Genomic DNA, 21,856 nt, shown 5'->3' on the forward strand with positions numbered 1-21,856 from the left:
CGTTGGCGTAGACGGGTAATCCCTTAGAAAGGCGGCGACGCGATACCGGCGAGGGCGGTGCGGGTATCTATGCATATACATATGCGGCATCGCTATACTGTCGGGCGATGGCGATAGCACGTCGTGCCCCGACGGTCGGGCGAGCGGCGGCGGCATCGCACGAACCCGAAAGGAGGCAACGATGCGAATTCTGGTGGTGGGGGCCGGCGCGGTCGGCGGATACTTCGGCGGCCGGCTCGCGGCGGCGGGGCGCGATGTGACGTTCCTGGTACGCGAGGCCCGCGCGGCCGCGCTCGCGCGCGACGGGCTCCAGATCCGCAGCCCGCGCGGCGACCTGACGCTCGCGAACGTACGGACGCTGCGCGCGGGCGATGCGGCCGCGCCGTTCGACCTGGTGCTGCTGAGCTGCAAGGCTTACAGCCTCGACGAGGCGATTGCATCGTTCGCACCGTTCGTCGGGCCGTCGACGCTGATCCTGCCGATGCTCAACGGGATGCGTCATCTCGACGTGCTGCGCGACCGGTTCGGTGCCGGCCAGGTGCTGGGCGGCCTGTGCGTGATCGCGGCGACGCTCGATCGCGAGCAGCGGATCGTGCACCTGAACGACACGGCAGGGCTGTCGTTCGGCGAACTGGCCGGCGGCGAATCGGCGCGTGTGCGCGCGGTGGCCGACGTGTTCGACGGCGCGGGTTTCGACGCGACGCTCAGCGACGACATCGTCGCGCGGATGTGGGACAAGTGGGTGTTCCTCGCCACGCTCGCGGCGAGCACGTCGCTGTTTCGCGGTTCGGTCGGCGACATTCTCGCCGCGCCGGATGGCCGGCACCTGCTCGAGACGATGCTCGACGAAACCAGCGCGATCGCCGCGCACAACGGTTACCGGCCCGATCCGGCCGCCGTCGAACGGATGCGGCGGATGGTTCTGACACCGTCGCCGCTGACCGCGTCGATGCTGCGCGACGTGGAAAACCGCGCACGGGTCGAAGCCGATCACGTGATCGGCGACCTGCTGGCGCGCCGCGACCCGCAGGCGGCGGATGCACTGTCGTTGCTGCGAATCGCGTACAACCACCTGAAGGCGTACGAGGTGCGTGTCGCGCGGGAAAGCGCGGCGGCGTAGCCGCGGCAGCGGCCGTCGACGCCCGGCCGGCGGCCGTTCCGCAGTGCGCACCTGCCCGCCGTCGACGCCCGGCCGCTCGGGTGCCGCACTGCACAATTTTGCGTTTCGTGTCCCTTTTCACGCGTAACGCGCAAAAAAGTATCGAAAATCAGGCGTAAAGTTGGTGGAGCCGCGCACGCGATCGACCTACATTGCTTCCCATGCGACCGGTCGCGTTGCCGCACGACTCCCGCGGCGAACGAGGCGAACCGCCGAACGGCCCGGCCAGCGAGACATGGGAATGGAGACGCCAGCATGATGCATCCCGATCTGGAAGTGGTCGACGTGCGACGCGACGAGTCGTTCAAGGTCTGGTCGCACGGCTATCCGTACCGCACGATCCGCTGGCATTTCCATCCCGAATTCGAGCTGCACCTGATCGTCGCGACACGCGGCAAGTATTTCGTCGGCGACCACATCGGCTCGTTCGGCCCCGGCCATCTCGTGCTGCTTGGCCCGAACCTGCCGCACAACTGGGTCAGCGACATGGCCGAGGGCGAAACCGTCGAGCGCCGCAATCTGGTGATCCAGTTCGATCCGTCGTTCGTGCGCCGCTGCATGGACGCGTTTCCCGAATGCCGCGACGCGCAGGCGCTGCTCGACGACGCGCGGCGCGGCGTGGGCTTCGACGACGACACGAGCGCCGCGATCGCGCCGCTGTTCGACGAATTGCTGGGCGCGCGCGGGATGCGCCGCATCGCGCTGTTCATGACGATCCTCGAGCGGCTGTGCGGCGCGGCCGAACGCACGCTGCTCGCGAGCCCCGCGTACGACCAGGCGCACGTGACGCCGACGCGGCTCAGCCACGCGCTGTCGTACATCGGCAAGAACCTCGCGTCCGAGCTGCGCGAATCCGATCTCGCGCAGCTGACCGGGCAGAGCGTCAGCGCATTCTCGCGCGCGTTCCATCGTCATACCGGCTTGCCGTTCGTCCAGTACGTGAACCGGCTGCGAATCGAATCGGCCTGCCAGATGCTGCTCGCCGACGATGCGAACATCACCGACATCTGCTTCCAGGCCGGCTTCAACAACGTGTCCAACTTCAACCGCCAGTTCCGCGCGGTGAAGGGCATGGCACCGTCCGAGTTTCGCGCGCTGCAACGGTTGAATGCACGCAGCCGCGAGCTCGCGCTGCACGCGCCGCTCACCGGCAATCCGACGCCGCCGCGCGTGGTCACACCCGGACCGCACGGGCTCGTGCCGCAGCCCGGATGATCGCCGGGCGTTCGCCCGCCTGACTTTTCCTGCCGTTTCACCAGGCCGATCGCGCCGTTCGCGTCGCGAGGGGCCCGCTCACCCACGAAAAAACCGCACATAACCGGAGACACCGTCATGACGCACGCATCGCCCGCTTCATCCCGCCGCCGCGCCGCCCGCCTCGCGGCCGTCGCCGCGGCCGCCGTCGCAGCCTGGTTCCCGATAGTCACGCACGCGGCGCCGCTGCGGATCGGCATGACCTTCCAGGAGCTGAACAACCCGTATTTCGTGACGATGCAGAAGGCGTTGAACGACGCGGCCGCGTCGATCGGCGCGCAGGTCGTCGTGACGGACGCGCATCACGACGTCAGCAAGCAGGTGAGCGACGTCGAGGACATGCTGCAGAAGAAGATCGACATCCTGCTCGTGAATCCGACCGATTCGACCGGCATCCAGTCGGCGATCACGCAGGCGAAGAAGGCCGGCGCCGTGGTCGTGGCCGTCGACGCGAACGCGAACGGCCCGGTCGATTCGTTCGTCGGCTCGAAGAATTACGACGCGGGCGTGATGTCGTGCGAATACCTGGCGAAGGCGATCGGCGGCAGCGGCGAAGTGGCGATCCTCGACGGCATCCCGGTCGTGCCGATTCTCGAGCGCGTGCGTGGCTGCAAGGCCGGCCTCGCGAAATTCCCGAACGTGAAGCTGGTCGACACGCAGAACGGCAAGCAGGAACGCGCGACCGCGTTGTCGGTGACGGAGAACATGATCTCCGCGCATCCGAACCTGAAGGGCATCTTCAGCGTGAACGACGGCGGGTCGATGGGCGCGCTCGCGGCGATCGAGGGATCGGGCAAGGACATCAAGCTGACGAGCGTCGACGGCGCGCCCGAGGCGATCGCCGCGATCCAGAAACCGAACTCGAAGTTCATCGAGACGACCGCGCAGTTCCCCGCCGACCAGGTGCGCATCGCGCTCGGCATCGCGATCGCGCGCAAGTGGGGCGCGACGGTGCCGAAGGCGATTCCGGTCGACGTGAAGGTCGTCGATCGCGGCAACGCGAAGGGATTCAGCTGGTGAGCGATGCGAGGCGCGACGTGAAGAGCGGCGGCCCGGCCGACGTCCTTCGCACGGAGAAGCCGATGGATACGATACTGACGCTCAGTCACATCACGAAAAGCTTTCCGGGCGTGAAGGCGTTGTCGGACATTCACCTCGAGATCGCGCGCGGCGAGATTCATGCGCTGCTCGGCGAGAACGGAGCCGGCAAGTCGACGCTGATGAAGATCCTCTGCGGGATCCACCAGCCGGATACCGGCACGATCGAGATCGACGGCAGCGCGCGGCATTTCGCGAGTTATCACGACGCGGTCGCGGCCGGTATCGGCATCGTGTTTCAGGAATTCAGCCTGATTCCGCATCTCGATGCCGTCGACAACCTGTTCCTCGGCCGCGAGCTGCGCACCCGCTGGGGCGTGCGCGATCGCGCGCGGATGCGGCGCGTCGCGGCCGGCATCTTCGCGCGGCTCGGCGTGACGATCGATCTCGACGCGCCGCTGCGTACGCTGTCGGTCGCGCAACAGCAGTTCGTCGAGATCGGCAAGGCACTGTCGCTCGACGCGCGAATCCTGATCCTCGACGAGCCGACCGCCACCCTCACGCCGGCCGAGGCCGAGCACCTTTTCTCGATCATGCGCGAGCTGAAGCGGCAGGGTGTCGCGATGATCTTCATCTCGCATCACCTCGACGAGATCTTCGCGGTGTGCGATCGCATCACGGTGCTGCGCGACGGCCAGTATGTCGCGACCACCGACGTCGCGCGCACGGATGTCGAGCAACTGGTGCGAATGATGGTCGGCCGCCGGCTCGAAAGCAGTTTCCCGCCGAAGCCGCCGCGCGCCGCCGATGCGCCCGCCGTGCTCGAAGTCGACGCGCTGCAGATCGAGCGCGACGGCCCGGTCAACCGCTTCGCGCTGCATGCGGGCGAGATCCTGGGCTTCGCGGGGCTGGTCGGCTCGGGCCGCACGGAGACCGCGCTCGCGGTGATCGGCGCGACGCGCGCATACCGCAAGGAAGTGCGCGTGCGCGGCGCGGCGGCGAAGCTCGCCGATCCGGCCGACGCGCTGCGCGCGGGCATCGGCCTGCTGCCGGAGAGCCGCAAGACGGAAGGGCTCGTGACGTCGTTCTCGATTCGCGACAACATCTCGCTGAACAATCTCGGCAAGTACCGCTCGATGCGCTGGCTGATCGATCGTCGCGGCGAAGCGCGCACGACGCACGACGTGATGCGGCGCGTCGGCGTGAAGGCGCCGTCGATTCACACCGAGGTCGCGACGCTGTCGGGCGGCAACCAGCAGAAGGTCGTGATCGCGCGCTGGCTCAATCACCACGCGACGGTGCTGATCTTCGACGAGCCGACACGCGGCATCGACGTCGGTGCGAAAGCAGAAATCTACGGGCTGATGCGCGAACTCACCGCGCGCGGCTACGCCATCATCATGATCTCGTCCGAGCTGCCGGAGATCGTCGGCATGTGCGACCGCGTCGCCGTGTTCCGGCAGGGCCGCATCGAAGCGACGCTCGAAGGCGACGAGATCGATCCCGACACGGTCATGACCCATGCCACGGCCGGCACGCGAGGAGCGATCCATGAACCTGCCTGATTCTTCTTCCCCGTCTTCCCCGACACTCGCGGCCGCGGCCGGAAACGGCGATGCGCCGCCGCCGCGCGCGACGTGGACGCAATTGCGGCGTTCGACGCTGTTCTATCCGCTCGTCGGGCTGATCGTCGTGTGCATCGCGATGATGATCGCGAGCCCGAGCTTCCTGTCCGCCGCGAACCTGGAGAACGTGCTGCGCCAGGTGTCGATCAACGCGATCATCGCGGTCGGCATGACGTGCGTGATCCTGACCGGCGGGATCGACCTGTCGGTCGGCTCGGTCATGGCGCTGTCCGGCACGCTCGCGGCGGGTTTGATGGTCGCCGGCGTGAATGCGGTCGCAGCGCTCGCGATCGGCATCGCGGTGGGCTTCGGGTTCGGCTTCCTGAACGGCGTGTTCGTCGCGTTCGCGGGGATGCCGCCGATCATCGTCACGCTCGCGACGATGGGCATCGCGCGCGGCCTCGCGCTGATCTATACGGGCGGCTATCCGATCGACGGGCTGCCCGACTGGGTCGCGTTCTTCGGCAGCGGCAAGGTGCTCGGCATCCAGGCGCCGGTGCTGATCATGCTGGCCGTCTATGCGATCGCGTGGCTGCTGCTCGATCGCATGCCGTTCGGCCGCTACGTGTATGCGATCGGCGGCAACGAGCAGGCGACGCGGCTCACCGGCGTGCGCGTCGCACGCGTGAAGCTGATCGTCTACACGCTGGCCGGGCTCACGTCGGCGCTTGCCGCGATCGTGCTGACCGGGCGCCTGATGAGCGGGCAGCCGAATGCCGGGGTCGGCTTCGAGCTCGATGCGATTGCGGCCGTCGTGATGGGCGGCACGTCGATCTCTGGCGGGCGCGGCGCGATTCTCGGCACGCTGGTCGGTGCGCTGCTGCTCGGCGTGCTCAACAACGGTCTGAACATGATCGGCGTGAACCCGTATGTGCAGAACGTGATCAAAGGCGGAATCATCCTGCTCGCGATCTACATCAGCCGAGAACGGTCGCGGTAACGATTCATTCATCAGCCATCCGAATCATCAACGGAAGAGACAACTCATGACGACACCCGAAGCCCAGCCGCGCATGACCGCGGTGGTTTGCCACGGCCCCGAGGACTATCGCGTCGAGCAGGTCGCGAAGCCGCGCGCGGGCGCGAACGAGCTCGTGATCCGCATCGCCGCGTGCGGGATCTGCGCGAGCGATTGCAAGTGCTACACGGGCGCGAAGATGTTCTGGGGCGGCCCGAGCCCGTGGGTCAAGGCGCCGGTGATTCCCGGCCACGAATTCTTCGGCTACGTGGAGGCGCTCGGCGACGGCGCGGCCGAGCATTTCGGCGTCGCGCAGGGCGACCGCGTGATCGCCGAGCAGATCGTGCCGTGCGGGAAGTGCCGCTACTGCAAGTCGGGCCAATACTGGATGTGCGAGGTGCACAACATCTTCGGCTTCCAGCGCGAGGTCGCCGACGGCGGGATGGCCGAGTACATGCGCATTCCGCCGACCGCGATCGTGCACCGGATTCCGCTGGGCGTGTCGCTCGAGGATGCGGCGATCATCGAGCCGCTGTCGTGCGCGATCCATACCGTGAATCGCGGCGACATTCAGCTCGACGACGTCGTCGTGATCGCGGGCGCGGGCCCGCTCGGCCTGATGATGACGCAGGTCGCGCACCTGAAGACGCCGAAGAAGCTCGTCGTGATCGACCTGATCGACGAGCGGCTCGAACTTGCGCGTCAATACGGCGCGGACGTCACCATCAATCCGACGCGCGACGATGCGCGCGAGATCGTTCGCGCGCTGACCGACGGCTATGGATGCGACGTGTACATCGAGACGACCGGCGCGCCGGTCGGCGTGAACCAGGGGCTGGAGCTGATCCGCAAGCTCGGCCGTTTCGTCGAGTTCAGCGTGTTCGGCGAGGACACGACCGCAGACTGGTCGATCATCGGCGATCGCAAGGAGCTCGACGTGCGCGGCGCGCATCTGGGGCCGTATTGCTACCCGATCGCGATCGACCTGCTCGCGCGCGGGCTCGTCACGTCGAAAGGCATCGTCACGCACGGCTTCGCGCTGGAGGAATGGGACGATGCGATCCGCGTCGCGAAGTCGCCCGAATCGATCAAGGTGCTGCTGAAGCCGGCGCGTTGACCTGCGCTCGTGCGATCTCTCACCGGAGACATCATGGAATACGTGATAGGCGTCGACATCGGCACGCAGAGCACCAAGGCGCTGCTCGTCGATCGGCAGGGCGCGGTCGTCGCGCGGCGCTCGGCCGGCTACCAGCCCGACACGCCGCGCCCGCTGTGGGCCGAGCAGTGGCCGCAGGTGTGGTTCGATGCGGTGCTCGAGTGCATCGCGGGCTGCGTGAGCGATGCGCGCGCGCACGGCGTGCCGGCCGATGCGATCCGCGCCGTGTGCGTGAGCGGCCTGTACGGCGGCTCCGGCATTCCGGTCGACAGCGACATGCGGCCGTTGCACCCGTGCCTGATCTGGATGGACCGGCGCGCGACCGCGGCGGTCGACTGGGTGAACGAGAACGTGAACGTCGAGCGGCTGCGCGTGATCACGGGCAATGGCGTCGACAGCTACTACGGGTTCACGAAGATGCTGTGGCTGCGCGAGCAGCGCCCGGACGTATGGGCGAACGTGCGATATTTCCTGCCGCCGAACGCATACGTGATCTATCTGCTGACCGGCGAAGTCGCGGTCGACCACAGTTCGGCCGGCAACATCGGCGGCGTGTACGACGTCGCACGCCGCGAGTGGTCCGACGATGCCCTCGACATGCTCGGTATCCCGGCGACGATGATGCCCGAGCGGCTCGTCGAATCCACTGACGTCGTCGGCGGGCTGCTGTCGCAATGGACGGAACGGCTCGGCCTGCCGGGCGGCACGCCGATCGTCGCGGGCGGCGTGGATGCGGCCGTCGCGACCTTCGCGGCCGGCGCGACGCGCACCGGCCAGCATGTCGCGATGATCGGCACCAGCATGTGCTGGGGCTACGTAAACCAGCACGTCGATGCGCGGCACGGGCTCGTCAGCATGCCCCACGTGTTCAATGGTCAGCGCGACCTGTACGTGTTCGGCGGCGCGATCACCGCCGGTGCATCGGTCGCATGGTTCCGCGATCAGTTCTGTCACGCGGAGATCGATGCGGCGCGATTGCTGCCGCACGGCGATCCGCACGTGCTGCTCGAGGAAGCGGCCGAAGGCGTGCCGCCCGGCGCGGACGGCGTGCTGTTCCTGCCGTACCTGATGGGCGAACGCAGCCCGGTGTGGGACGCGAAGGCGAGCGGCGCATTCGTCGGGCTGAGCCTCGCGCACACGCGCGCGCATCTGTATCGCGCGGTGCTCGAAGGCGTCGCGTTCGCGCTGCGGCACAACATCGAGGCCGGCCGGCAGGGCGCGGTGGCACTGGACGACCGGTTGATCGTCGTCGGCGGTGCCGCGCATTCGGCGCTGTGGATGCAGATCATCGCGGACGTGACGGGTTTTCCGGTATGGACGATCGAGCAGGACGTCGAGGCGGCGATGGGCGCCGCGCTGCTCGCGGGCGTCGGCGCGGGGCTGGTGTCGCGCGGCGACGCGCAGGGCGGCTGGGTCACGCTCGTCGAACGCGCGCGGCCCGATGCCGCGCGCGCGAATGCGTATGCGGCGCGCTTTGCGCTCTATACGGCGTCGTATCCGGCGCTCAAGCCGATCATGCACGAACTGCGCACCTCATCATGAAGACACGATTCGATTTCAGCAGTGCGCGGGTGCTCGTCACCGGTGCGTCGAGCGGGATCGGGCGCGCGTGCGCGGTTGCGCTGGCTCATGCTGGCGCGCGGGTCGTCGCGGCCGGGCGCGATGCGGCCGCGCTCGAATCGCTGGCCGGCGAGATTGCATGCGAAACGTTGCGCATCGATATCGGCGGCGACGAACACGCGATCGATGCAGCGCTCGCCGCGCACGACGCGTTCGACGGGCTCGTCAACTGCGCGGGAGTCGCGTCGCTCGAACCGGCGCTCGAGGTCAGCGCGGCGCACTTCGATCGCGTGATGGCCGTCAATGCGCGCGGCGCGGCGCTGGTCGCACGGGCCGTCGCGCGGAAGATGATCGAACGCGCGGGGCGAGACGCGGCACGCGCGCGGGGCAGCATCGTCAACGTGTCGAGCCAGGCCGCGCTCGTCGGCCTGCCCGCGCATCTGAGCTATTGCGCGTCGAAGGCGGCGCTCGATGCGATGACGCGCGTGCTCTGCATCGAACTCGGCGCACACGGGATTCGCGTGAACAGCGTGAACCCGACCGTGACGCTCACGCCCATGGCGCAGTTCGCGTGGAGCGAGCCGGAGAAGCGTGCACCGATGCTCGCGGCGATTCCGCTCGGGCGTTTCGCGGAGCCGGACGAGGTGGTCGAGCCGATCCTGTTCCTGCTCAGCGATGCGGCGTCGATGATCAGCGGCATATCGCTGCCGATCGATGGCGGGTATACAGCGCGATAGCGGGTGCTCGCGGCGGGGCTCGCAGCGGCGCCGGCACCGGCGCCGGCACGGCACGCGGCTGTCGCTGCCGGGCCGAATGCGGAAGCAGGTCCGAGGGCGCGGGCGGTGGCCGGCTAGACCGGGTCCTTGCTCGGCGGTCCGTCGGGCTGCTGCGGGTTGTCGTGAGGATGCCCCGGCGGCGGTGGTGACAGTGGATCGTCTTCCGGATCGCGGTTCGGGTCGGCCGGGGGCTCGGGCATCGGGGTCGTGTGGTCCATGAGGAACTCGCGCAATGCGTGGTGGCGGTGGCGCGGCGGGTGCGCCTCGTCTCCGTTATAGGCAATCGGGCGCGTGTTTGCAGCGCGATTCTCGTGGCCGCATGCGGATTGCCGCCGACATGCGCGCCTTCGCAGGTATCGTGCCGGGCCGCGCGAAGCCGCGCATTCACGATGCGCGATGCGGCTTGCGCGTGTCGATGTCAGCGTAGATCCGCGGGCGTGTCGACGTCGCGCAGGATGCCGGGATCGTCGACGGCGAGCAGGTTGACCGGCGCGCTTGCGAACAACGCACGGGCACCCGTATCGCCGTCGAGCGCGGCCAGCGCGTCGTAATGGTGCGCGGCGAAGCCGACCGGATGACCGCGTACGCCGCGATGGACGGGGGCGACGATCGATGCGTCGTCGGCGTCGAGCGCGCGCGTGACGGCTTCGTACGTGGATGCCGCGATCCAGGGCATGTCGCCGAGCGCGACCAGCCAGCCGGTTGCTTCGGGCGTCGCGCGGACGCCGGCCGCAAGGCTCGCGCCCATCCCGCGCGTCGCATCGGGCGCATAGACGACCTGGCAACCGGCTTCGTTCAGCAGAATCGCGAGTTTTTCCGCGCCGGGACGCACGACGGCGATCACGTCGGCCGTGGCCGCGGCGAGGCGACGCGCGGCCGCGACCGCAACCGGCGTGCCGTCGGGAAGCAGCGCGAGCAGCTTGCTGTGCAGACCGCTTGGGTCGAAGCGTTGACCGAGACCGCCGGCGAGCAGGACGCCGGTGGCGAGTGACGCATAGGACATCGGCGCGGGGGGAGGGAGGCAGGTGGCCCGATTGTGCGGGAGCGAACGGGGATCGGCAAGTGCGGATGTTACCGATGCGGGGCGTCGTCGTCGGAAAGAATGTCGGCGGGGGCGTTCGTCGGCGAAGGTTTCCTCGACGGGGCGTCATGTCGCGGCGATTCAACCTGCGTCACGGCCCAATGGCGGTCGCCGGACGACCCATGCCAACCATTCCGACGGGTAATCGATGAAACCGGCACCGGTGCATGCGGTGCACGGCGCGTGGTCGGTCATCAGCGATTTCGTTAGACGAATGCCGGCACGCGGGGAGGGGGCGATGGCCCAAGCACATGCACATCGCGCGTGATCGCCGCGACTACGCATCCGCCCACTTCCGCAACAGGTTGTGATAAATCCCCGTCAGCGAAATGACCATCGGATCCTGCGCGCCTTTTTCCGCCGACAGCGCCTGAATCTGCGTATCGAGCTGAAACAGCAGCGTGCGGTCGCCATCGTCGCGCACCATGCTCTGAATCCAGAAGAACGACGCGACGCGTTCGCCACGCGTGACCGGCGTCACATGATGCAGGCTCGACGCCGGATACAGCACGAGATCGCCCGCCGGCAGCTTCGCGCGATGCACGCCGTAGGTGTCTTCCACGCAGAGCTCGCCGCCGTCGTACGCGTGCGGTTCCTCGAGAAACAACGTAGCCGACAGGTCGCTGCGCACGCGAAAATCCGTGCCGCGCAGCAGCCGGATCGCGTTGTCGACATGCGTGCCGAACGTCTCGCCGCCTCCGTAGCGGTTGAACAACGGCGGAAACACCTTCAGCGGCAGCGCCGCCGAGAAGAACAGCGGATGCCGCGCCAGCGCGTCCTGGATCGCATCGCCGACCGCGCGCGCGACCGGCGAGCCTTCCGGCAATTGCCGGTTGCGTTTCGCGAGTGCGGACTGCGCGCCGGACGTCGCGTTGCCGTCGATCCAGTCGGCGGCATCGAGCATCTCGCGGCATTGCGCGACCTGTGCGTGGGTCAGCACGCCCGGGATATGAATCATCATGATTCGGATTCCATACCGTGAGACGGCAACTGCATGGCCGCCGTGCGTAACGCATCGAGCGGCGACGATGCGAGATACGCGCGCATCTTCGCGACGAACGCGGGAGTGGCGGTGGCCGGCACGCGCGCGAGCCAGACGAGGGCTTCGTCGACGCGCCCGCGATCGGCGAGCAGCCGCGCGTAGTTGAACTGGCCGCGAAAATCGCCTGCCTCGGCGGCGCGACGATAGTGGTCGAATGCGGCATCGACATCGACGGCCACGACCCAGCCGTCCTCGTAGAAGCCGCCGATCAGGTTGATCGATTTCGCATGGCCGAGCGCGGCGGCGCGGCGAAACCAGTCGAGCGCGGCGGCGCGATCCTCGTCGACGCCGTTGCCGAGCGCGAGCGCCGTCGCATAGTTGTACATGCCCCAGTCGAGCCCGGCCTGCGCGGCGAGCCGGTACCAGTAGACCGCCACCGGCGCGCACGCGGCCGTGCCCCAGCCGAGTTCGTAGCACCGGCCCAGCATGTTCATCGCCATCGGGTGGCCGGCTCGCGCCGCATGCCGGAACCAGCCGAATGCGGCGGCCGGATCGCGCGCGACGCCGTGCCCGTCCAGCAGGTACTGGCCGTAGACGGCCTGCGCATCGACGATACCGTTGTCGGCGGCTGCCGCGACCCACGCGGCAGCGCGCTCGGGCGGCCCGGCGAGGATGTCGGCGAATGCGCGCGGCGACACCGACGCGAGCGCCTTCAGCGAGACGGTCTCCATCGATCAGTAGCGCGCGTTCAGCGTAACGAACGCCGAGCGGCCCGGCGCGATCGACGCGTAGTGCGCCGGGTACGCCTGATCGAAGTACGTGCGGTTGAACAGATTGTTCACGTTCAGCTGCAAGTCGAGCTTCTTGTTGATCCGGTATTGCGCCATCGCATCGAAGCGCCAGTACGACGGCACCGCGCGCAGGTTCGCGGGATCGCCGAACACTTCCGACATGTAGAACGCGCCGCCGCCGACGGTGAATTTCGGCGTCACGTCGTAGTTCGACCACATCGTCAGGCTGTGCTTCGGCGTATTGGGGAACCGGTGGCCGTTGTTCGCGGCATCCTTGCCGTTGTCGCGCAGTTCGCTCTTCATGTACGTATAGCCGCCGAATACCTGCCACTGCTTCGTGATCTGCCCGGCGACACCGAGCTCGAGACCCTGAACGCGCTTGTTGCCGACCATCGCGTACTGATTGTTCGGCAGCGTCACGCGCGCATTCGTCGTGTCGATCTGGAACAGCGCGGCGGTGAGCGACAGCTTGTCGTCGAGCACGTTCCACTTCGTGCCGACCTCGACGCTGCGGTTTTTCTCGGGCGACAGCTGATCGGCGTTCGAGCCGACGCCGCCGCGGCCCGGCGTGAGCGACTGCGTTTCGCTGCCTTCGCCGAGCAGCATGCCGGCCGGCGTCGACGACGTCGCATACGACGCGTAGATGCTGCCGTTTTGCGCGGGCTTGAACACGAGGCCGGCCTGCCAGTTCACGAGCGTGTCGTCGCGCGTGTAGGTCTTGCCGCCGTTCGCCCGGGTGTCGGTGAAGCGGGTCGAGTAGTCATCGACGCGCACGCCGGCATTCACTTGCCAGCGCGGCGTGAGCTCGATCGTGTCGAAACCGTAGATCGACTTGGTCGTGGTGCGCGCATGCGCATAGTCGTTGTTGCGCGTGATGGAGCCGGCCCACGGATCGTTCGGGTTCGGCGACCACAGGCTCGTGCAGTTGTAGCCGGACGGCGCGCCGATGCCTTGCTGGCAGATCGTGCCCTTGTCGGTCGCGACGGTGTACGAATCGCGCTTGCCCCATTCGCGCGACAGCTCGATGCCGGTCGTGAAGCTGTGCTTGAACGGGCCGGTGCGGAATTCGCCGAACAGTTCGGTCAGGTTCGCGAGGCTGTTGATCGAGCTGTTGCGGTTGTTGTTGCGACGCCAGACCTTGCCGTTGACCACGTTGCCCTGGCTGTCGTCGGGCTGCGTCCAGATGTAGTCCTGGGTCGATTCCGTGTAGCGCGTGGTGTTGCGCACCGTCAGGTTCGGCGTGATGTCGTGCTCGATCCTGATCGTGCTGATGTCGGATGTGGTCTTGCGGAAGTCGCGGTCGACCAGGCCGTAGAAGTTGTGGCGATCGACGGGTGCCGGATAGATCGTGTCGACGTTCGCGGGCTTGTTCGACGTCGTGTAGAAGTACGGAATGCCGCCATCGGGCATGTCGTCGGTGGACAAGTGGTAGTAGCTCGCGGTCACGCGCGTCGGCGTGCCGAGACCGAACGCGATCGACGGCGCGACGCCCCAGCGCTCGTTGTTGACGGCGTCGCGGCCGGCGACGTCGTTGTTGTGGCTCATCAGGTTCAGGCGGAATGCGGCGTGATCGGCGAACTGCCAGTTGCCGTCGGCGGTGAAGCGGCGATAGCGGTCCGTGCCGAGGCCGGCGCTCGCGGCGGCCGTCGTGCCGAGATGCGGCGTTTTCGTGATCAGGTTGATGCTGCCGCCCGCGCCGCCGCGGCCGCCATATGCGCCATCGGAGCCCTTGGTGATCTCGACGCGCTCGGTGTTGAAGATCTCGCGAGTAGTCGCGCCGGTGTCGCGCATTCCGTCGACGAACATGCTGCCTTGCGTGTCGTAGCCGCGGATGAACGGACGATCGCCGAGCGGGTTGCCGCCTTCGCCCGCACCGAACGTGATGCCGGGCACGGTGCGCAGCGCTTCGGTCAGCGTAGCCGCGCCGCTGTTCTGGATCAGCTCCTGCGGGATCACGGTCACGGACTTCGGCGTGTCGACGAGGGGCGCGGTGAATTTCGCGGATGCGGAAAAGTCGGCCTTGTAGCTGTGCTCGGCCTTGCCCTGAACTTCGATCGGCGCGAGATGGTCTTCGGTTCCGACTGGCGCGGCCGGCGGCGTGCCGTCGGCGAACGCAGGGCTCGCGGCGAGCACGCTGCAGAGGGTGGTGAATTTGCCGAGTTTCAGCTCTTCAGGACGGGACTTCATGGTGCGCTTCGACCTCGCGGTGTGGTCCCGGGAACGACGCGCTACGGAAATGTGCATGCCGCCGGGAATTATTACGATTTGTTTTCAGCCGGCATTCTATGTAATTTTTTGGTGAATGAGAAGCGTTCTTGTTCGCGTTTGTGATGGGAATGTTGACGAATGTTGCAGAGGGTTTGAGGGCTCGTGGGGCGGGGCGGGATGGCCGAATGGCCGAGTATGAAGGGCGTGGCGGGCCGATTACAGTGGCGGAATCTCATTCGTCGAAAGTGACAGCGGAGTGCTAAGATGACTGCATTGAAAGCAATCTCGGTGAGGCGCATCATGCCCGTGATCACAGTTCGAAATTTGTCCGACGAGGTGCATCGCGCGCTTCGAATCCGGGCGGCGCAACATGGCCGCAGCACCGAAGCCGAGGTGCGCGACATTCTGGAGCAGGCCGTCCGGCCAGACGGGCGGCCGAGGCTCGGAACGTTGTTGGCCGAGATCGGGCGGGAGGCCGGCGGTATCGATTTCGAGATTCAGCGCGACAGATCGCGCACCGATCCGATGAGCTTCGAATGATCCTGGTCGACACCAACGTCATTTCCGAGCCGTTGCGGCGCGAGCCGAGCGGGGCGGTGATCGAATGGCTCGACGCGCAGATCGTCGAGACGTTGTTTCTTTCCGCGATCAGTCTCGCGGAAATGCGATTCGGCGTGGCAGCGTTGCCGGAAGGGCGCAGGCGGGACTGGCTGGAGCAAAGCATCGAGCAGCGCGTCCTGCCGCTGTTTCGCGGCCGGATCCTGCCGTTCGACGATGCCGCCAGTAAGGCGTATGCGAGCCTTCGCGCGAAGGCTCGTGCGGCAGGCCACGCGCTGGCACCGGCCGATGGCTTTATCGCCGCGACGGCCGAGGCGAACGGCTTGATCGTCGCCACGCGCGACGTCGCGCCGTTCGAAGCGGCAGGCCTGCGCGTGATCGATCCGTGGGCCGGCTGACGCGGGCCGCCCGCTCCCGAATCATCCGCATCGACAATGAAAAACGCGCCGTGCAAGGCGGCGCGTTGCGCATGTCGCGTTTGAGTGCGACGCCGGATGCGCGTCAATCGATCCCGTGAAACACCGCGTCCTCCGGGCCGAGGTACGCCGGCGGGCGCCACGTCGCGTCGCGCATCGAATGCTGAACCAGGTTCTCGACGCCGAGCAACACCGCGAAGATTGCCATCCGCACCGGAATGCCGTTGTCGGTCTGCCGGAAGATCGCGAGCCGCGGATCGCGGTTCAGGTCGACCGACAGGTCGTTCGCGCCGGGCCGGCTGTCGCGCGGCAGCGGGTGCATGATCAGCGTGTCGGGCTTGCAGACGGAGTCGACGAGCGCCTGGTTGATCTGGAAATCCGGCGTGTAGCCTTCGAACGACTCGTCGGTGAAGCGCTCCTTCTGGATCCGCGTTGCATAGACGACGTCCGCGCCGCGCAGCCCGGCCGCGAGATCGTTCGTCTGCTCGATCACGTGGCCGTTCGTCGCGATCTGGTCGATGATGTACGCGGGCATTTCAAGCGTCGGCGGCGACACGAGCGTGAACTTCAGCCCGCGGTACAACGCGAGCAGCTTGGCGAGCGAGTGCACGGTGCGGCCGTATTTCAGGTCGCCGACGAGCGCGATATGCGCGCCGTCGACAATCTTGCCGAGCCGCGAGAACTCGCGCTGGATCGTATAGAGATCGAGGAGTGCCTGGCTCGGGTGCTCGCCCGGGCCGTCGCCGCCGTTGATCACCGGCAGGTTGGTCGCGCGCGCGAACTCGGCGACCGAGCCTTTCTCCGGGTGGCGGATCACGAGCGCGTCGACGTAGCCGGCCATCACGCGGCTCGTGTCGTAGATCGATTCGCCCTTGGCCATCGACGAGAACGTGAAGCCGGTGGTGTCGCATACCGAGCCGCCGAGCCGGCAGAAGGCCGCGCCGAACGACACGCGCGTGCGCGTGCTGGCCTCGAAGAACAGGTTGCCGAGCACGGCACCTTCAAGTACACGCGAGATCTTGTGGCGGCGCGCGATCGGCTGCATCACGTCGGCGACGCGGAACAGTGCCTCGACCGAATCCCGCGAGAACTGGTCCACGGAAATCAGTTGCGGCTTGCTTTCGAACAGGAATTGCTTCGCGAGCCCCTGCTTTTCTACGCTTTGCGTATAGTCCGTGCCTTCCGGTGCCGGGCGGTCGACGATTTCGGACACGAAGCGCTCGACGATCTCGGGCATGCCGCGCGATTCCTGCGAGTCGTCGGGCAACAGCCACGTATCCAGTGCACGTCGGCTTACGCCGATGCGGTTCGCGAACGCTTCGCGGGTCATGTTGAGGCGGCGCATCGCGTCGCGCAGGAAGGCTTGCTGGGGAACGGTCATCGGCGGCACCTGAGGGAAAATATACGCGATGCGTATATTAGTTCGCGCGTGGCCGAAGTCAAGGGAAATCTGCGCGACGGCGCCTGTGGCCGGCGCCAGGCGGGGCGGCCGATACTGGCGCGCGGCCGCTGTCTCCGTATAATCAGGTCAGGCCCCGTGTCCTGCACGCCGCAGGGCGCCACGCCGCATACGATTCGCCCGGTCGGGCATGTTGACTCGAAGGAGAATGAGAATGACGCGTACGATTGCTGCAGTGCTGCTGGTGGTGACCGCCGCGCTCGCCGGTTGCAATACCGTTGCAGGCATGGGGCAGGACATTTCGAAGGGTGGCCAGGCAATTAGTGATACGGCCGAGAAGGCCAAGTAAGCCACCGGGTTCCGGAATGCGGAAGGCGCCGGGCGTCCCACGATCGCGGGACGGCCCGGCGCCTTTTTTTCATGGTGCGCGATGCGGCGGCGTCAGGCGCTTTCCACGAACGCGTAACGGCCGTCGATCTTGCGCGGCGTGAACCAGCCGAAGTCCGGGAACAGCCGGTTGCGCACGAACCACACGTAACCGACCAGGATGATCGTGACCGCGAGGGTCGGCAGCGCGGCCGACGGATCGCGACCGAGATCGGCGATCGTCTTCGGCAGTTGCAGCAGCGACAGAACGATGAACGCGTGATACGCGCCCACGCGATGCGTCGCGAAGCCCCAGATGAACAGCAGCGACAACGGTACCGTCAGGCCGAGGAACAGCATCGCGGCGCCGGCGCCGAGTCCCTCGGCCCGGAGCAGATAGGCGAGCGCGAGGCTGATCAACAACTGCGCGATGCCAAGCGCGATCAGCACCCGCGTATGCACCTTGTTCTTCCTGCACAGTTCGGGGTCGGGGCGCGACGCGATCAGGCGCGCGAGCACGCGATCCTTGAGGCCCTGTCCGGCCAGCTCGGCCAGCACGTCGGCTTTCCTCGTGCCCGCGGACAGCAGCGCCGCGATTCTTGTTCTGGCTTCCTTCTTGTTCATGGCGATGCGAATTGTTGTTCGATGGTTGTCAAATGGCCCGGCCACGCGAATATTGCATCTTGCGCGACGGTACGCAACGATTTTGCCGCGTGCGGACACATTCCTACAGTCGTCGCCGATCGACGAACGGATTAGCCATCGAGACAACCGGCTGACGTGACACGTGCCGGCGGCTCGCGTCGTCGTGTCGCGCCTACCAGCATTCCCGCGACGACGAGTGCGATGCCGAGCAGTTGCGCGCCGCCGAGCGTTTCGCCGAACAGCGCGACCGCGAACAGCACGGCCGAGACCGGCGCGACCGCCGTGAACAGCGCGGCTTCGGTGCCGCTCGTGCGCGCCGAACCCGCGTACCAGCACAGATAGCCGAGCACGGTCGGCACCAGCGCGTAGTACGCGATCGCCGACACCGCGCCGATGTTCCAGCCGGTCGCCAGCGCATGCCATTCGAACGCGGCCGGCACCAGCGCGAGCACGAAGCCGAGGCCCGACATCGCCGTCGACAGCGCGAGCGGCGGCAACGGCGCCGACAGCCGCCGGTTGAGCAGGATGAACACGGCCTCGCAGGCGACGGCGGCCAGCACCAGCGTGTCGCCGGCGAGCGTCCGGAGCGACGGCATGGCCTGGTCCGGCGCGAACGTGACGAACAGCACGCCGGCGGTCGCCAGCGCGGCCGCGCACCAGTCGCGCGGCGTCTGCCGCTCGCGCAGCACGACCGCCGCGATCAGCGTCGACATCGCCGGCAGCGTGCCGAGCATCACGCCCGCATCGACGGGCGACGACAGCTTCGTGCCGCTGATCAGCAGCACCGTGTAGCCGACCCCGCCCGCCGCAGCCTGCACGACCAGCAGCACGGCGTCGCGAATGGAGACCCGCGGCCATCGCATTCGCTGCGCACGCATCAGCGCGAGCAGCAGCGGCGTTGCGATCAGGAAGCGCAGCGCGGTGGCCGCGAACGGCGGCAGGCCGCCGGCCGCGAGGCGGCTCGCGACGACGGTGCTGCCGACCCCTGCCATTGCAGCGGCGAGATAGAGATAGCCGATCAGTCGTGTCTTCATGTGCCGCATCGTCGCGTGCGGCGGCGCGGGCGTCTTGAACGAAATTGCAGCGGCGTCGGCGAGCAACACGCGTGAGCCGGAACGGCAATGTGCTGGAGGGCGCGGCCTGATCGTTCGCGCGCGTCATCGGAAGACGTCGCCGCCGAACGGTGACGATCGGACATCGTCGTGCCGCGGGTGCCACGCCGCGATGGTGGCGCTCGTCAGCCGGCCTGCGTGAATCGTCCGGGCGTGATCCCGAACTGGCGCGCGAAGGCGCGCGTCAGGTGGCTCTGGTCGGCAAAACCGGCTTCGGCCGCGGCATCCGCGATCGGCCGGCCATTCGCGAGCAGTGCGCGCGCGAGCCGCGTGCGCGACTGCATCAGGTACGCATGCGGTGTGATGCCGAGTTCGCGCGCGAATCCGCGCAATAACTGGAAGCGGCTCACGCCGCTCAGGCCGGCGAGTTCCGCCAGCGACACGGGTGCGGCCGGTGCGGCATCGAGCCGCTCACGCGCCACACGGATCGCCGGTGCGACGCCCGCGGGCGGCAACGCGCGATTCGAGTGCCGCGCAAGCAGCCCGGCGACCAGGGTCACGAGCGCTTCGTCGCGGGCGAGCGGCAGCGTGTCGCTAGCGACGATCCGTGCATGCAGCCGGCCGAACGCGGCCGCGAGCCGCGCGTCGCGCACGGCCGGATGCGCGAGCTCGACACCACCGAGGCCTTCTTCCGCCGCGACGCCCGCGACCAGTGCGGGCGCGAGGTACAGCATCCGCCAGCGCCGGCCCGCACCCGTTTCGATCGGCATGCCGTCGTGCATCTCGCCCGGATTGACCATGATCGCGTCGCCGGCCAGCGCGTCGACCTGCCCGCGCCCGCTCCAGGACCGGTGCGCGCCGCTGACGATCACGCCGATCCCGAATTCGTCGTGCGCGTGCCGCGGAAACACGCGGTCGGACTCGAGACTGATTGCCTCGATGCCTTCATCGGTGCGTCGGTAATGGGTGACACGGTGCATGGGCGCTCCTCGGGCCGGCAGCGGCGCGGATCACGTGCACTTTAGCGCGTTCCGGCGCCGCGCGCCCTTCATCCTTTTGGCCGATACCGCGCGGCGCGCGCAGCCCGCACCATGTGCACATGAGCAGCGTACATGGCCCGCCGGGCCTGAAGCTGCGCGGGAGACGGCAGGTGGAACGACAGGATCCGGTATTCATTCAGGTTGGCGCGCTCGCGGACGGCTTCGCGCCGGACGCGAACGTCCTCGCGCCCGTGGACGCGCTCGTCGGGCGCTCGCTGGCCCTCGACGACGCATCGGGCGCATGGCGCGTCTATACGTTCGAGGCCGGCGCGCTGCAATGGCGCGACGCTGCGACCGGCGAGGGCGGCCGTGCGCGTTGCCGTGTCACGCGGCTGCGCGACGATCTGTATTTCGTCGACTACATCGACCCGGCAGCACGCGCGACGTCGGTCAGTCTCGTGATCGACGTCGGGCAGGGCGTGTGGACCTCGGTGATCGGCACGCTGCCGACGGAAACCGAGACGCGCGTCGACGCGTTCACGCGCGTCGCACGCGGGCTGCCGCTGACGGGTGTCGATGCGACGTTCCGGCACGGCACCGTCGGCGGTCATGCACGGCCGGGCCCGCTGCACGGGCCCACGCGCGAACTGATCGGCAAGCGCACGATGTACCGCTACAGCCCGACCGAATGCTACGAGCACATCTACCTGAACGAGAACTTCTATGCATGGCAGTGTCTGCAGGGTGTCGAAGACGGGCTGGCCGACGTAGACCGCTGCCATTACTTCAAGCTCGCCGAGCAGTTGTACCTGTTCGTATGGCGCGAGAAGGTGGTGCCGACGCTCGGGGTCGTGCTGATCGACCTCGCGCAACGCAAGACGGACGGCAAGATCTTCGGATACCAGGGCGGCGATTTCGGCACGCTGTCGAACTTCCCGGTCGGCGCGCATGCGCAGGTGCTGAACGAAACCGTGCATCCGCTCGCCGGCGAGGCGCAGCGATGAACGCCGTGCCGGGCAGCGGCCGCCTGCGTGCGGATTTCAGCGGGCACGTCGTGCTCGTCACCGGTGCCGCGCAGGGAATCGGCGCGGCAATCGCGCGCCGTTTCGCGCAATCCGGTGCATGCGTCGCGCTCGCCGATCTCAACGTCGATGCCGCTGCCGCGCAGGCGGACGCGCTCGTCCGCGCGGGCGGCGATGCGCGCGCGTATCGCGTCGACGCCGCGAGCCGCGACGCGCTCGTCGCGCTCGTCGCGGCGGTCGAGCGCGACGGCGGCCGGCTCGACGTCGTCGTTCACAACGCCGCGTACTTCCCGCTGACTCCGTTCGAGCAGATCGATGCGCCGGTGCTCGAGCGCACGCTGTCGGTCAACCTGTCGGCGCTGTTCTGGCTCGCCCAGGCCGCGCTGCCGGCATTCGAGCGTGCAGGCGCCGGGCGGTTGCTCGTCACGTCGTCGGTGACCGGGCCGCGCGTCGTCTATCCGGGGCTCGCGCACTACGCGGCGTCGAAGGCAGGCGTGAACGGCTTCATTCGCGCAGCAGCGCTCGAGCTCGCGCGCCGCAACGTGACGGTCAACGGCGTCGAGCCGGGGATGATCCGCACGCCGGCCGCCGGCAATCTCGGCGATGCATCGGTCGCCGCGCAGATCGCGCGCGACATTCCGCTCGCGCGAATGGGCGAGCCGGAGGACATCGCCAGCGCGATGTTGTTTCTCGCATCGGCCGATGCGGCGTACATCACCGGGCAGACGATCGTCGTCGACGGCGGCGCGACGTTGCCGGAAAGCGGGGCCGTGCTGGGTGACGGGTAAGCGGGCGCGGGCGCGATCATGCGACCGGAGCGCCGAGCGTGT

General features: G+C 67.8%; 21 protein-coding genes. 13 read left to right on the forward strand and 8 right to left on the reverse strand.

What is annotated here, in order from left to right; all coding sequences use genetic code 11:
* Positions 1-181: 181 nt before the first annotated feature.
* The 8 genes from panE (at position 182) to HW466_RS00320 (ending at position 9,487) form a co-directional block, all read left to right on the forward strand.
* Complete coding sequence (gene panE / locus HW466_RS00285; RefSeq protein ID WP_174906017.1) at positions 182-1,120, forward strand: 2-dehydropantoate 2-reductase; 939 nt, start codon at positions 182-184, stop codon at positions 1,118-1,120.
* Between the two features lie 294 nt (positions 1,121-1,414).
* Positions 1,415-2,374 (forward strand): AraC family transcriptional regulator, encoded by a 960-nt coding sequence (locus HW466_RS00290; protein ID WP_059506718.1) that lies wholly within the window; start codon positions 1,415-1,417, stop codon positions 2,372-2,374.
* 117 nt (positions 2,375-2,491) lie between these two features.
* The gene (locus HW466_RS00295) at positions 2,492-3,433 is read left to right on the forward strand and encodes a substrate-binding domain-containing protein (RefSeq protein ID WP_151005719.1); all 942 of its coding nucleotides are present in this window, start codon (positions 2,492-2,494) and stop codon (positions 3,431-3,433) included.
* The gene (locus HW466_RS00300; protein WP_244138210.1) at positions 3,352-5,016 is read left to right on the forward strand and encodes a sugar ABC transporter ATP-binding protein; all 1,665 of its coding nucleotides are present in this window, start codon (positions 3,352-3,354) and stop codon (positions 5,014-5,016) included. Before HW466_RS00295 ends, HW466_RS00300 begins: the two co-directional genes overlap by 82 nt.
* The gene (locus tag HW466_RS00305; protein ID WP_059506721.1) at positions 5,003-6,016 is read left to right on the forward strand and encodes an ABC transporter permease; all 1,014 of its coding nucleotides are present in this window, start codon (positions 5,003-5,005) and stop codon (positions 6,014-6,016) included. Before HW466_RS00300 ends, HW466_RS00305 begins: the two co-directional genes overlap by 14 nt.
* Positions 6,017-6,062: 46 nt before the next feature.
* Positions 6,063-7,151, forward strand: coding sequence for an alcohol dehydrogenase catalytic domain-containing protein (locus tag HW466_RS00310; protein ID WP_059950182.1), 1,089 nt, complete (start codon positions 6,063-6,065; stop codon positions 7,149-7,151).
* Positions 7,152-7,184: 33 nt separating this feature from the next.
* Positions 7,185-8,732, forward strand: a complete 1,548-nt coding sequence (locus HW466_RS00315; protein WP_174906016.1) for an FGGY-family carbohydrate kinase — start codon at positions 7,185-7,187, stop codon at positions 8,730-8,732.
* On the forward strand, positions 8,729-9,487 hold the full coding sequence (locus HW466_RS00320; protein ID WP_059846518.1) for an SDR family oxidoreductase: 759 nt from the start codon (positions 8,729-8,731) through the stop codon (positions 9,485-9,487). The genes HW466_RS00315 and HW466_RS00320 overlap by 4 nt, the downstream gene beginning before the upstream one ends.
* Positions 9,488-9,944: 457 nt before the next feature.
* On the opposite strand, the gene HW466_RS00325 is transcribed toward HW466_RS00320, so the two are convergent.
* From HW466_RS00325 to HW466_RS00340, 4 genes are all read right to left on the reverse strand, one after another.
* Positions 9,945-10,529 (reverse strand): nucleotidyltransferase family protein, encoded by a 585-nt coding sequence (locus tag HW466_RS00325; RefSeq protein ID WP_059506727.1) that lies wholly within the window; start codon positions 10,527-10,529, stop codon positions 9,945-9,947.
* A 355-nt stretch (positions 10,530-10,884) separates the two neighbouring features.
* Positions 10,885-11,568 (reverse strand): Fe2+-dependent dioxygenase, encoded by a 684-nt coding sequence (locus tag HW466_RS00330; protein ID WP_060348301.1) that lies wholly within the window; start codon positions 11,566-11,568, stop codon positions 10,885-10,887.
* A complete protein-coding gene (locus HW466_RS00335; protein WP_060348302.1) occupies positions 11,565-12,320 on the reverse strand; it encodes a tetratricopeptide repeat protein in 756 nt (251 codons plus the stop codon). Before HW466_RS00335 ends, HW466_RS00330 begins: the two co-directional genes overlap by 4 nt.
* Positions 12,321-12,323: 3 nt before the next feature.
* Positions 12,324-14,567, reverse strand: a complete 2,244-nt coding sequence (locus HW466_RS00340; RefSeq protein WP_151005313.1) for a TonB-dependent receptor — start codon at positions 14,565-14,567, stop codon at positions 12,324-12,326.
* Positions 14,568-14,888: 321 nt separating this feature from the next.
* On the opposite strand from HW466_RS00340, the gene HW466_RS00345 reads away from it, so the two are divergent.
* Together HW466_RS00345 and HW466_RS00350 are read left to right on the forward strand one after the other, a co-directional pair.
* The gene (locus HW466_RS00345; protein ID WP_059449606.1) at positions 14,889-15,128 is read left to right on the forward strand and encodes a FitA-like ribbon-helix-helix domain-containing protein; all 240 of its coding nucleotides are present in this window, start codon (positions 14,889-14,891) and stop codon (positions 15,126-15,128) included.
* Complete coding sequence (locus HW466_RS00350) at positions 15,125-15,544, forward strand: type II toxin-antitoxin system VapC family toxin (protein ID WP_151005311.1); 420 nt, start codon at positions 15,125-15,127, stop codon at positions 15,542-15,544. Before HW466_RS00345 ends, HW466_RS00350 begins: the two co-directional genes overlap by 4 nt.
* A gap of 103 nt (positions 15,545-15,647) precedes the next feature.
* Here the strand turns inward: HW466_RS00350 and HW466_RS00355 are convergent, their stop codons facing one another.
* Positions 15,648-16,943 (reverse strand): aspartate carbamoyltransferase, encoded by a 1,296-nt coding sequence (locus tag HW466_RS00355; protein WP_151005309.1) that lies wholly within the window; start codon positions 16,941-16,943, stop codon positions 15,648-15,650.
* A 232-nt stretch (positions 16,944-17,175) separates the two neighbouring features.
* Between HW466_RS00355 and HW466_RS00360 the strand changes: the two genes are divergently transcribed.
* The gene (locus tag HW466_RS00360) at positions 17,176-17,310 is read left to right on the forward strand and encodes an entericidin A/B family lipoprotein (protein WP_059449563.1); all 135 of its coding nucleotides are present in this window, start codon (positions 17,176-17,178) and stop codon (positions 17,308-17,310) included.
* Positions 17,311-17,402: 92 nt separating this feature from the next.
* Here HW466_RS00360 and HW466_RS00365 read toward each other — a convergent pair whose 3' ends face one another.
* The 3 genes from HW466_RS00365 to HW466_RS00375 form a co-directional block, all read right to left on the reverse strand.
* The gene (locus tag HW466_RS00365) at positions 17,403-17,951 is read right to left on the reverse strand and encodes a hypothetical protein (RefSeq protein WP_059506731.1); all 549 of its coding nucleotides are present in this window, start codon (positions 17,949-17,951) and stop codon (positions 17,403-17,405) included.
* A 131-nt stretch (positions 17,952-18,082) separates the two neighbouring features.
* Positions 18,083-19,006, reverse strand: a complete 924-nt coding sequence (locus HW466_RS00370; protein WP_174906015.1) for a DMT family transporter — start codon at positions 19,004-19,006, stop codon at positions 18,083-18,085.
* Positions 19,007-19,209: 203 nt separating this feature from the next.
* Positions 19,210-20,004: an AraC family transcriptional regulator gene (locus HW466_RS00375; protein WP_059769267.1), complete on the reverse strand. Its 795-nt coding sequence runs from the start codon at positions 20,002-20,004 to the stop codon at positions 19,210-19,212.
* A 170-nt stretch (positions 20,005-20,174) separates the two neighbouring features.
* Here HW466_RS00375 and HW466_RS00380 point away from each other — a divergent pair, with 170 nt between their 5' ends.
* Together HW466_RS00380 and HW466_RS00385 are read left to right on the forward strand one after the other, a co-directional pair.
* A complete protein-coding gene (locus HW466_RS00380; protein WP_060271593.1) occupies positions 20,175-21,008 on the forward strand; it encodes a molybdenum cofactor biosynthesis F family protein in 834 nt (277 codons plus the stop codon).
* Complete coding sequence (locus HW466_RS00385; RefSeq protein ID WP_059978127.1) at positions 21,005-21,814, forward strand: SDR family oxidoreductase; 810 nt, start codon at positions 21,005-21,007, stop codon at positions 21,812-21,814. Before HW466_RS00380 ends, HW466_RS00385 begins: the two co-directional genes overlap by 4 nt.
* Positions 21,815-21,856: the final 42 nt, after the last annotated feature.

It is taken from the genome of Burkholderia territorii (assembly GCF_902833055.1).
Taxonomy (GTDB): Bacteria; Pseudomonadota; Gammaproteobacteria; order Burkholderiales; family Burkholderiaceae; genus Burkholderia; species Burkholderia territorii.